The sequence below is a fragment of the Alteromonas sp. W12 genome, from assembly GCF_001924945.1.
Classification (GTDB): domain Bacteria; phylum Pseudomonadota; class Gammaproteobacteria; order Enterobacterales; family Alteromonadaceae; genus Alteromonas; species Alteromonas macleodii.
Genome location: NZ_LQXH01000001.1, coordinates 423,901 through 436,818, shown reverse-complemented (window position 1 = coordinate 436,818; position 12,918 = coordinate 423,901). Strand labels below are relative to the sequence as shown.

Annotated in this window: 8 protein-coding genes; 1 reads left to right on the top strand and 7 read right to left on the bottom strand. The window is 43.2% G+C overall.

Annotated elements, in window-relative coordinates:
* Positions 1-125 precede the first annotated feature (125 nt).
* From AWH61_RS01790 to AWH61_RS01755, 7 genes are all read right to left on the bottom strand, one after another.
* Positions 126-1,061, bottom strand: a complete 936-nt coding sequence (locus AWH61_RS01790) for a sugar kinase (protein WP_075176072.1) — start codon at positions 1,059-1,061, stop codon at positions 126-128.
* 67 nt (positions 1,062-1,128) lie between these two features.
* Positions 1,129-2,424 (bottom strand): MFS transporter, encoded by a 1,296-nt coding sequence (locus tag AWH61_RS01785; protein ID WP_039224717.1) that lies wholly within the window; start codon positions 2,422-2,424, stop codon positions 1,129-1,131.
* Between the two features lie 2 nt (positions 2,425-2,426).
* On the bottom strand, positions 2,427-2,771 hold the full coding sequence (locus AWH61_RS01780; protein ID WP_014948493.1) for a cupin domain-containing protein: 345 nt from the start codon (positions 2,769-2,771) through the stop codon (positions 2,427-2,429).
* Positions 2,772-2,789: 18 nt separating this feature from the next.
* Positions 2,790-4,994, bottom strand: coding sequence for a heparinase II/III domain-containing protein (locus tag AWH61_RS01775; RefSeq protein ID WP_075176071.1), 2,205 nt, complete (start codon positions 4,992-4,994; stop codon positions 2,790-2,792).
* Between the two features lie 6 nt (positions 4,995-5,000).
* Positions 5,001-7,289, bottom strand: coding sequence for a polysaccharide lyase 6 family protein (locus AWH61_RS01770; protein WP_075176070.1), 2,289 nt, complete (start codon positions 7,287-7,289; stop codon positions 5,001-5,003).
* A gap of 52 nt (positions 7,290-7,341) precedes the next feature.
* Positions 7,342-8,220, bottom strand: a complete 879-nt coding sequence (locus tag AWH61_RS01765) for an NAD(P)-dependent oxidoreductase (protein ID WP_075176069.1) — start codon at positions 8,218-8,220, stop codon at positions 7,342-7,344.
* A gap of 390 nt (positions 8,221-8,610) precedes the next feature.
* Positions 8,611-11,565 (bottom strand): TonB-dependent receptor, encoded by a 2,955-nt coding sequence (locus AWH61_RS01755; protein ID WP_075176067.1) that lies wholly within the window; start codon positions 11,563-11,565, stop codon positions 8,611-8,613.
* A 491-nt stretch (positions 11,566-12,056) separates the two neighbouring features.
* Between AWH61_RS01755 and AWH61_RS01750 the strand changes: the two genes are divergently transcribed.
* A complete protein-coding gene (locus AWH61_RS01750; protein ID WP_075176066.1) occupies positions 12,057-12,779 on the top strand; it encodes a hypothetical protein in 723 nt (240 codons plus the stop codon).
* Positions 12,780-12,918 lie beyond the last annotated feature (139 nt).

Sequence of the window (12,918 nt, the reverse complement as noted above, 5' to 3'; positions counted from 1 at the left end):
AAAATGGTCTCTCTATTTGTTGAATGTTAATAGGCCTTAACCTGAAAGGTGTTCTGCAAACAGTGTGATGGATGTGCCACCGCTTACATCTAACAAAAAATAAGTGTCAATTGTTCAGTAATTATTTAGCGTTGTTCAGCTAATGCCGTTTCAACGATTCCTCGTGGGATGATGGCTCCGCGATGCTGAATCACAGTGCCTGCTGCTTTTGCTGCAAATTCAACCGAACGAGAAATAGGCACATCATTAAGCCTGCTGCCTAAATACACACCGTTAAATGCATCGCCGGCCGATGTGGTATCGACTACGTTGGCAACTGGCACAATAGCGTGCTCCAAACGTTCACCGTCTAACACGGTGAGCACTGATAAAGGTCCATTCTTGATAACGATTTCACTGACGCCAAATGATTCGCAAAGGGCTAAGGCATCGTTTGCACTTTCAATATCAAAAAGCTCAATAATGTCTTCCACACCAACGAGTGCTACATCACAAAGCGAAAGTGCCTGCTTAAAGTTCTTACTTGCTTCATCAGGTGTTTCCCAAAGTCGTGCACGATAGTTAGGGTCGAACACAATTTTTACGCCACTCTCTTTTAACGCCTCAATAAAACGGAAGAACGACGGCCGTTCGTCGCGTGGGATAATGGCAATGGAAATACCAGAGAACATAAACATATCGTTTTCAGACAATGTGCTTAACGCTTCTGGTTTAAGGAATGACATGATGGTTTTAGCGGCAGATTGTGATCGCCAATAGGTAAAGCTGCGCTCTCCCGAAGCATCAGTATCAATTAAATAAAGACCTGCAGAGCGATTTTCATTTGAAAACACGAATGAGGTGTCTAGCCCTTCCACTTCAAAGTTGCCCTTCATGCGAGAGCTAAAGGTGTCGTTTCCGACGACAGTAACAAACCCCACCTGTATATCAGAAAAACATCGCTTTAAGTAAACGGCAGAATTGTACACATCGCCTGCGAACGATTGATGTAGCGATGTATCAGAGCCTTCATTTGAGCGCAGTTCAACCATGCATTCGCCCATAAAGCTTAGCTTTTTCATTTGGTACGCCTTGTTTGGTAATTCATAGAGACTGTGGGCTGATAAAATCGAGCCCACAGTAAAAACACTATTGCTTTATTGGTTCGATTTTAGGAATAAGAAGCCACACCGCAGCAGCGGCAATAATGGCAAGCGATGCGCCAATAATAAAAGCAGGAGTATAGTTGCCATCGGCGGTTAACATAGGTACCAATGACGTTAACCCCACAGCGCCTAATTTCGCGGCCATTCCGGAAAACCCAGACAAGGTTCCCACCGACTTTTTACCTAATAAGTCGCTGGGTAGTGTTTGAACATTTCCGATAGCCGTTTGAAAACCAAATAAAATGACAGCCATAATCAACACCGCTGTAATTGCAGACCCCGGATTTGCCATTGCCAGTAGCGCAGGAAGCATAATCACACAGCCCAGCGTGATAACGAGTTTTCGGGTTTTATCGGTATTCCAGCCTGCCTTTATGCGGTTCTGCGCAAGTAAGCCACCGAACCAAGCGCCCAGCATGGCGCCAACATACGGAACCCATCCATACAAGCCAATAGACTTAACATCCATGCCATACACTTCGTTAAGGTAAATTGGGATCCAGAATACAAATAGCCACCAAATAGGGTCGATAGCAGCGGAAGCGATAATTACGCCCCAACTTTGCTTTTTCGACAGTAGCTCCTTTGTAGAGGGATTGTATTCGCTCTCACAATCAGCGGCGTCATCACTCGAAACCATGCGCTGGCCAGTGAGTATGTACTGCTTTTCTTCATCAGTTATCCACGGGTGTGAGCCAGGCGGAGCTTTAACAAGAACAAGCCACGGCACCAGCCACAAAAAGCCCAAAGACCCCACAACAATAAAAATAAGCTGCCAACTAAAGTAAATGGTCATCATAGCGATAGCTGGGATAGCAATTATTCCACCTATCGCAGCGCCAGAATTAAAAATACCCTGTGCCAACGCACGCTCTTTAGTTGGAAACCACTCGGCATTGCCTTTCGCTGCGCCTGGCCAGTTACCCGCTTCTGCTACACCAAGAATGGCGCGAAAAATAGCAAAACTTAGAAAGCCTTGTGCAAATGCGTGAAGCACGGTAGCAAGAGACCACACGCCTATTGATAATACAAACCCAATACGGGTACCTATCCAATCGAAGATTTTTCCGAAAATAGCTTGCCCAAAGGCGTAAGCGAAAACGAAGACAATAGAAATATTCGCATAAATTTGTTTGCGCTCTAATGCAGATTCGTCGGGAAATAGATCTTCAACAATGTCTGGCCAAAGCACACTGAGTGCCTGTCTATCGATGTAGTTAATTATGGTTGCTAGCGCGATAAGGGCAATTACCCACCATCGCAAGCCATTAATTTTCATTATTATTCTCCCACAAAATCTTCGCGAGCTGGGCTAAAAGTATCTATTAGAATGCCGCCTGTAGGGCAAACTGCACCATGCTCTACGTGAGGTGGGATAAGACAGCTATCCCCTTTCCTCAAAATCTTCATTTCACCACCTATGCTGAAATGAAACTCACCTTCCTCAACATACGTCACCTGAGAATGGCGATGTGCATGGGTATACCCTTCTGCACCTTTATCAAAAAATACCTTTACTGCCATAAGTTCATGATTAAACCCCAGCATTTGACGCTTTAAGCCATTGCCTAAGTCTTCAATCTCTGTCTCGTTGCCAAATAAAAAATGTTCGCTTTGCTTATTCATAACGTAAATCCTAAAAAATTACAGCGCATACACAGCGAAACGGCTTGAAAGCGTGTAACGGTTTTTATCAAAATCAAAAGAAACAGACTCGGTCGACTCGCTACCGTCTGTGGTATTTATGGCTATTAGAAACTGCTGTTCAGCTGCTTTTATTACAAGTAAAAGCAATGTGTCGTTTTTTACTGTCTGAACTGATGTAATAATGCTTTCTGCACCCAAGGTATATTCCTTACTAGGGTTGTATTCACCGTGAGGCTCCAGAACGGAAACGAATTGGTGATGCGCCTTACCTTCTACCCTGCGTATCACGCTGCTCTCGTTGCGAAGATTGAAATTTGGGTCACCGGCACCTAGCTGGGTAAATAGAAAGGTTTCGTTGCCTTTTGCAACGCTGTGTTGTGAATAGAAACGGCCATTACTATTTAGCCAAGTAACTCTAGCCATATCAGCTTTCGGAATACCCTTCGCCCTTAGCCACAAGTGCTGATATCCACTTACGCTTCCTAGTGCAGATAACGTATTGGTATAACCCTGATATTCAAAGTTAGTATCAATTAAATGGCCGCTATAATGCAGTGGTAAATCGTAGGTGTGCGGCTTGTCACTAGATACATCAAACACATCAACAACAATGCGCTTATTTAAGGTAGGTAAAGAAAGCAGCGCTATCGTTCTATCAAGTACAACATCGTCATAGGCAGTTTCGATGCTGGCGCGAGCAACTGTACCGTGCTCGTTATTTTCAAAGAAATGTAGCGTAGGCCCATTCGCATTCGCCTTTTCCAAGTTAAAAGAGAAATGACTTTGCTCATCAACCACTACCGTATTGTGCGCAACGGTTTGTTTGGCATAGCTATTGTTTTCTGGAAGGTAGCGACCACCAAATTTGGCTTCTACATTTAAGAATCGTGCCGCACCATAGTCGGTTACAATCTCACTGCCTTTATCGTAAAGCTGCCATGTTAGTTTATCGAAATGCCCATGTCCTAAACCTTGGGCTGCAGGTTTAAATAACACTGTTTCACCCTGAGGTTCTTCAGTGCGCATAATTACTAATGCACCTTCATCGCCATCTTTACCGTCACCCAAGGCCATCGATTCGAAAACATAAGGCGTTGCTTTGTTCTGATCCAGCGCCTTCGCTACGTCAACACCATCGCCTGTGAGTACAATTCGCCCTTGCTGCTTGGCAATATCCAGTAAGCCTTTATCTTTTGTTTGCTGATACGCCACAGCAACACCATACACTAACTCAATAGTATCTATGCCTTTGCTTTTAATTGCGTCATTGATTGGGAAGAACAATCCATTGTAGCTAAGCTGAATGGTGGTATTTATTGCTTTAAGCAAAACCTTATCGCGGTAGTCGAAAATATTGCGTTGAGGCTCATTATTTTCAATTGCTTTAGCGAACGTAACGAACGGCATTAGCGCGTAGCGTTGGTAGTACGGCCCTTCGTTATAGTAGCCTTGAGGGGAAAATAGCGTATCAAGCTGTTTTAAAAAACCACCTTTGCCTGACTTTTCAAGGTCGTAAAGTGCTTTTTCAACCCATTCTGGTTCGTTTAACACATACCCTGCCATACCTACGCCAGCGGTAGCCCACGTTCCGTGGTTGTGTACTTTATTAAACGTAGACGGTTGACCCTCTGATAAGAACAACGCGACAGGACGCAACAGTTGGTTCTCAATTACGCTTCGCTCTTCTTCATCAAGCGTGTTGTATATCAAGTCGTAAGCTTGAATAGTATTCACAAGCCATACGGCTTCGTTTAGGCTTTGCCAGAAGAAAACACCAGGGTTTTGGGCGTTCACTTTACGCTGTGGGTGTAACCCTAATGTAGGATAAAGTGCGGCATAATCTAACAAGAGACTTTTTACATAATTCGCATACTTTTCGTTATCACTAATTTGGTACACCACGCCAGCGTTATACATAAGCTGATAGTTCTTTTTATGACGTTCGTGAGTGTAACCACCGCCGCCGTCTTTTGGCACAGGAACAACGTTTGGCATTGCTAAATGCAAATCTACCTCTTGCTTAACTTGCAAATAAGCATCTTGGAAACGCCCTTCTTGCATTATGGCGTTGCGCATTTTTACAACGTCGTCTTGCGTGATCACCAAGTTAGGGTGAGCGGCAAGAGAAGAAAAAGAAAGCGAACAAAAAATGAAAAGTAAAAGCGCAGATTTTTGTTGTAGGGAACAGAGGTTTTTAATCATTGCCCATTACCTCTTGTTCGCTTTCGTGGAAACATTGTCATTCAATACCGCAGTGTGCGGACCAGGTGCAAACAGCTCTTTAATCATTGGCATAGGTGTATTTAGGAACGTATTATTTGTTATTGCGGTAATTGGCTCACCAACGGTGTGATTAACCACAACAGGCTCAGACTCATTAAAGTTGTTATTTTTTAGCGTTGAAACTTGCACGCCATGAAGATAAACGCTGGCACTTTGTTTGTTGCGTTTACCACTGCCTACGTTAGTTAACACGTTGCCCTGCATGTCTAAGTGCGGTCCAAAGGTACTTTCATCGGTACCGCCTCGGTAGAGATTTACAACGCTACCGCTTATGTTGCTAAACGTGTTGTTGGTTATGCTGACATACTCAGCGTTATAAATACCGTAGTCCTCTATCTCTTTATCAAGACTTAAAACATGACCAGTAATACCGTTAAAGCTATTTTTCGAGAGTGATATGTAATCGGCAAACGCGCCTTTGCCAGACGTAAAGAAATTAAACGAATGGTTGATATCGAGACGCTCGATATCACAGTTTTCTACGTTCAAAACATAGTTGTGAAGCATGCCCCACTTTTTCGTTCTTACAACGCTATTGCCAAAAGCGTCTGGGCTGTCTTTCCCTGAAAGCACCAAACCTTCAAGCTTCAAATTTCCATTGTCATGTATTTCGAACAAGGCGGAGCGTTCGAACGACAGTGTTGTAGCTTTGGAAGTCTGTGCAGTTACCGTTACTGTCTTATCGATAATAAGAACACTGGGCACAACGATAGTGCCAGGTGCGATTGTAATAACATCTCCGTCACTGGCATTTTCAAGTGCTGTCATAAGTTCAGCAGCATCGGCACTTACGCTAATTGTTTTACCTGCAGCGAAGTTCACTTCAGGTACTATTTTGGGGTACCAGCTTACGCCGACGTCACTTTTTGATACGACGTTCATGTTAGAAGCAACACCAACATCTTTTGTTTCTGCGCCTTTTACCTCAGGCTCGTTTAGCTTAGCGACGTTAAGCCCATTCTCCCCCTTAACAAGGGGTAGCGATGCAGTAGTAAAGCCTTCGCTAAGTTCTTTTATCATTTTGGTATTAGCGACATTGTTAGCGAATGTAATGCCGCTCACATCATCAAATAATGTAAAAGGTTGGTTTAGCGAAGCATTGTAAATAAGGTTATTGGCAAACAATGAGTTTATAGGTGCCGCGCTTCTCTCTTCATCGCTTCCAGCACCAAGTTGGATATGTGACACGTTAATGAATGAGTTATTTGTGATTTGCGCGTTATTAACCTGATGATAACGATTGATAGGCGAGTCAGGCACACCATTCATAACCGTAAAACCACTACCAAAGCGATAGCCCGTTAGCCCCTCCAAGTAGTTATTGGTTATCACTTGGCCTTCATTGATAACGCGAATTCCGCCGGTATGGTCCACGCCATTGCCTAAAAACACATTATCTTCAACGCGATTATTATTACCGTGTCTAAGAGTTAGGGTGCCTTTGGCGGATAGAAAAACGTTTCCTTTCAGAAGGTTCTCACCAGACTTAACAGAAATAATTTCAACTTCGCCATTAGTTTGTTCGAATATGTTATTAATAACCTGGGTATTCGAATTACTCAGAGAGTAATGACTTGTACCTATCCTTAACGTCTCTCCACCGTTTGAACCGAATACAGGGCGATAACCGAAGTAGTTATGATCGATACTGTGATGGTTCTCTTGATGTGCCTCGCCGTTAAGCCGAACAGCGACAGTAACCCCCTTGTTACGCTTACCCGTCAGGTGGTTATGGTCAAACCGGTTGTGCTTACCATAAAGTGCAACCCAATAATCTGATTCTTGGCGGTCCGGATTACTGTACTCATCAATGACTACTTCACTTACTCGTGAATAATTAGCTGGCGTTTGTGCATCTTTCCTAAACGAGATAACAGCGCTGCTAGGGGTATATCCGTCTTTGAATACCAAACCCGATACTTCTAAATATTGCCCAGCTAACTTTAAGTTAGAACGACCAGACAGAATAACCTTACCTTTAGTTTGCGCAGTCAGCGTGATGGGCTTTTCAACGCTACCCTGCCCTACTAGTAAAATTTCAAAGTCTTGATAAACACCGTTTTGTAAAATTACGTCGTCACCCGCCTTAAGAGACGATGCTATTGCGTTGTATTCATCTGGTGAGCTAACGGTATATTGTTTAGCGCCCGCGTTTGACGACATAGCGCTAATAACAATAAACACAACTAACCACTTAATAAATTGCACTTGCATAAAATACCTGCCTTTTGATCGCTTTAAGGGCGATGACGACGTAGTCGATACGTTACTTAGTCAGCGTTTTAAAGTACTCGAAAATCTCAGGTACATTACCTTGGCTTAAACCCGCATCAACCGCAGCGTTCAAATTAGCAGACGAGCCTTCCGCTATTTTTGATTCGGTACCTAGGTCTTCAACCATCTTCAAAAAGTAGCCCAGGTCTTTGTTAGCGTTAGCAATTGAAAAGCCTAAATCACTAACGTTATCAACCGCATAATTTTTACAGAATTGCATGAAGGGGGAACTTGAAGGCCCTGTAGACATAATGTCGAACAGCTGCTGCTTATCTACGCCTGCCTTCTCTGCTACAGCGAAGGCTTGTGACATGGCACAGACTGTGGTCATTCCCATGAAGTTGTTAATTAGCTTAGTTGTGTGGCCGGAACCTAAAGCGCCTAAATAAAAGACATTTTCACCTTGGTCTTCCAGCACACCTTTTACCTTGTTAAAGGTATCGATATCACCTGCTGCCATAATGTTTAACAGGCCATCTTTTGCGTGTGCAGGTGTTCTTCCAAGAGGCGCGTCAATCATACCTACGCCCTTCTTCGCCAAGTCTGCGCCAATTTTCTTAGTAGATGCTGGGATTGATGTACCAAAATCTACTAATACAGACCCCTCCTGCAAACCTTCTAACACGCCATTTTCAGCATAGATAACTTTTTCTACTATTTCTGAGGTGGTTAGACACAACATCACGATGTCTGAAGCTTCAGCAAGTGCCTTACCAGTTTTCGCTGTTTTTGCGCCGCGTTCTACACATTGATCCACAGCAGCTTTATTTAAGTCCATTACGGTAACGGCGTAGCCTTTGTTCTGAAGGTTTTCTACCATATTGCCGCCCATAAGGCCTAAACCGATAAAACCAATGGTTGGTTTGGACATGACTGTCTCCTAATGACGATATTCGTTGCATTGTCCGAAGTTGCTTTTCGAACTAAAAATAAAATGAATAGTGCTTTGTAATGGCATTTCGCTTTCAGTTCTTGCCAATTCAAGCCTACCCTTACGTTATTATTAACTTACCAATTTGTCAACCAATTGATAGAAATAACGAAAACCTGTAATACCAATAACAATAAAAGTTAAACCGTATAGATTCAGGAAACTTCGCCCACTAATTTGAGCGGTCTGAATGTGGTACATGTGACGACTGTGGTTTACCCAAATAGCTATCAGATTTGACTTAATATCTTGATTGGCAAAACCAAATTGATTGGCCGTGAGAGCATCTGAAAAATTAACGTCCAGACACCTCACCACCATATTGCGATGTTAGAAGCGATAGTTCGCACCAAGAGTGATTCTTCGGTCAGTCAGACCTTGGAAGCACAGAAGCGCACCTTCGTTAACACAGTACTGCTCTACCTCAGACTCAGTGATGTTTACGGCCTCTACACCAATATTAAGGTTTTCGTTAACATCGTAAGTCACACTTGCATTCAACTGACCACGATCAGCTTGAACCGCTGGGAAGCCCCACGGGAAGCTAGAAGTACTTCCGAAGTCATCTGTACGGTAGGCTTCACGCCACGTGTAGCGCATGCGAGCAGATAGACCAAACTTCTCGTAATAAAGCGTAATGTTGTAGGCATTTTCAGAAAGATTTAACAGACCCTGAACCGCACTAACCTCTTGATCGCTTCCTGTGGTTGCTGCGAAAACTTGGCCAGCTCGGCTTGTCGCGATGTTTTCAGCTTCACCACCGTCGAACTCCTGAATAGTGTAGTTAGCAAGCACGCCAAAACCTGAAGCCCAACCTAGCTCGCTTTCAAAACCAGATAGGTCATATTGAACAGCAAATTCAATACCTTTCTGGGTTGTTTCACCTGTATCGTTAATTTTAGTTTCTGTGCCCACACAAACGCCTGTGCCAAGATTTGGACCAAACACGTTGATATCTGCTATTGGATTGAAGATACCACCACCTTCACAAGGGTCTGTTAGGTCTCGATACCCTGTTACTGGATCTTCTGCTGCACTCACAATTTGATCTACGAATAGATCTTTTCGAGTTTTGTGGAAAATCCCTACACTAATAACGCTCGCTTCAGCAAAGTACCACTCAGCTGCCAGGTCATAAGAAATTACTTCTTCAGGTGTTAGGTTAGGGTTTCCAATAGCCACATTTGGGTTAGGACTTGTGCTGAAGGTTACCGACGTCGAAAGGTCGTTAAAATTAGGGCGACGAATGTCTTTGCCAGCACCAAACCTTAGTACAATGTCATCCGTAACATCTGCAACTAAATTGAAACGAGGAAGGATAAAGTCGTAATCGCCGTTGTTAGTAACGCGTGAAACAAGCTCATCACCATTTTCATCAACCGTTACTGAGTTGCCTACAGAGGTTACGTCTGTTTGTAAGTAGCGAACACCGAAGTTACCGCGGAACATTTCGTATTCAAAATTTGCTTGTGCGTATAAAGCGTGAGTTTCCTCTTCAATATCAAAGAAGCCCGTTGAACTTGATGTTGGTTCATCTAATGTTTCGCCAGAACCATGAGTTTCTAGCGCTTGTTGAAGTGCAGCTAAAACAGCATCGGGATTAGACGATACTTGTTCGGGGTCTATCAGAAGAAAATCAGCTACATAGAGCTCACGCCCATCAGCATCGTTAAAGTTGTCAGGACCAGCGACTAAAAGCTCGCTAAACAAACTACCTCTCGGGCTATCTTCCATAGACCGAAGATTTACATTATTTCCTATCTCTTCACGCTTACTACCTGATTTGTTGTAGCGATAACCAAAATCAACGGACGTAATCATAGTGTCGACGTAATACGTGAAATCGACGCGGAAAGCATCTTCGAAGTTTTCAGTAGTGTCACGACCAATGTTTACATCACGCAACACAACGTTGTTTGGGTCAAGTAATTGCTCTGCCGTTGGCGCGTATTCTGCCCCATCAGCAATACCGAACGTTAATGCACCACCAGATAAGTCATATGCGAAAGGCACTGCATTATCGTTTGCTCCACCAGCATCTAAAGGCGCATTTGGGTTGATAAAGTTAAGCGTTGTATTAAAACTCGGTGTGGTAGTATCTGATGATGTTGAGGCAACCTCCGCAAACACGCTCCATTTTTCGCCTTGCCACTCTCCCCCTAAACGGAAAATCTCGCTTTTCGTTACACGAGAGTTAGTATCGCTAGAAAAGCGTAAGTTAGGATCGTCATCGTCATTTTCCAGATCAACTGGAATAACTCCACGAAGCGCCGCTTGAATTGAGCCCAAGTTTGTACCACCCAATGAACCAAAGTTAATGGTTTCAAATTCATCAGGCACTGACACATCGTTAAGCGCACTCACCCCAGACGCTTGCACCCGCGAACTTTCTTGTAAACGCTCTTGGTTGTTAATGATTGCGTCAAAAAAGAACTTAGTATTATCGTTCGGGGCCCACTCTATAGTGCCCACTAGATTTTTAGTTTCGTACTCGAAGTTGTCGTAGTCTTGAACAAAAAACTGAATTGGCAAAAAGTCAAAAGACTGTGCGCTCGCTACGCCACTATCCGACGTAATGATATTATCTCTATCAGCACGAGGTCGAAACGCGGTTACGTCTTGTTCAGCATAGCTTCCGCTTATAACAATACCAATGGTGCCGTGATCGGTATCCCAGTTATCACCAAACGTACCCGAGATACGAGGTTGAAAGTTGCTATCAGTAGTTAAACTACTGTTCTCGCCTTGCACACGAAACGCTGCTAACTGCTCATTAAGCTGTAAAGGACGAATAGTTTTAAGGTTAATCGTACCGCCTACAGAGCCTTCAATCGTTTTCGCGTCTGGCGATTTAGTCACTTCTAAGCCAGCAATAATAGCCGCTGAAACATCTTCAAAATCGATACCGCTTCGACCTGCGCCTGAACCGACAGTTGAAACCCCGTTTATTTCGGTGCGGTTGGCATCAGTACCACGAATCTGCACGCCTGTCCCCACGCCAGCTTCACGGGTAATCTGGATACCAGTAATATTTTCCAATACTTCCGCTAAGTTTTGGTCAGGTAGCTTACCAATATCTTCAGCTTCGATAACTTCAACAAGATTATTCTTGAAGCGTTTTTCATTCATCGCGCTAGCGAGTGACGCTCGAATACCAGATACCTCAATTACCTCTACATCTTCATTTAACTCTTGCTGAGATTCCTGCGCGTTTGTAGTTGCGGTAAGGCTTAGTGTCGTAGCCGAAAGTACCGCAAGCGTTATTTTAGATAATTTGTGTGCCATGTGTGTTTTCCTCTTAAGGATTGAGGAATGTCTAATCACTCATTCCTTACCGCTTAATTGATCTGCAACTTACCTGCCTTGTAAATTTACCTCACACCTACTTTACAAGGATGTTACAAACAGTAGATCAATTTCACATATTGGTCAACAACAAAAACAACAATTGGTCTTAACATTACCACAGCACCACCTTACCAATATAAAATTAATTTTTAATAATTTGATATTTAAAAGGTTGAAAAATTAAGTAAATCATTATTTAACAAAGACTTGGGGTTTTAGCGCTTATATGGAAATTGGTAATTAAAATTTTTCACCCTCACCTTTACGCATAAAAAAATTGGTAATATAAATCATCATAAAATGAGTAATCGCTAAAACCTCACACTTGCTAAACAAAAAGCAATACCAGCTTTTAAAGCGCCTATATGGCACTTATTACCGTTTCTTGATACGGTTATTCAATAATCAAAAATTTGTGCAGATAAGTGATGACAGCAGAGAAACCTTCTTCTCGATCTCAAGCAGGCTTTTTTAGCGAATCGGGAGAGTTAGGCGGAAGCCACCCTCAATTCAATGAAATATGTACTGCTCTGTATGAAAGAGAAATCGTCTCTCTAGCTCATAGCGAGATAAAAAACCTATCGCTGCTAAAGCGTCGAATGGGCGGGCTTCCTTATCACGTGAAAGCTATTGCTCGATATATGATTAGTAATGGCATCGCAAACAATCCATCCCCGCTAAAAACAGATACCCATAATGGAAGTTGGTATGCCAAGCAATCTGCAAAGTGCCCCGGCATTAATCATTTAGACGATGTAGAAAAGCGAGAAGCGTGGTATAGAAAAAACGCTAGGTATGGTCTTGTTGTACCTGTTTTAATTTTAAATATGGAAGGCTCTCACATTGAGCTTGATTCCATTGATATGGTAAACCAAGACAATACCCAGCTCCATCTGAACAAAAATGGATGGTTTGCCAATTCAGGGGAGTGCATTTCTTCAACTCCACTACGCGATGAAATGGAAGCGGCCACGGCACTTTCAGTTCAAAACAAAATACTGCTGCGGCCTTCAAAGGCGATAATGACCGCTGCATGCTGTGGCCATGCATGGAGCTTTAAATCCAAGCGTTCACCACGTGCCTTATCCCTTCGCGAAATGCGCTTATCTACTCAAATCAACTGGAAGAACTTTACGCTGCTTAATAGGTAACAAAGCCTCAGCCAGAATAAAAACCCAGCATATTCGCATAAAAAACCACAACCTCCTTCACACCTCCACAGCCAGATTTAGTACAAACATCCTAACCAACGCCATCTATAGTCAAATTACCCCCTCATAAATAACTGTA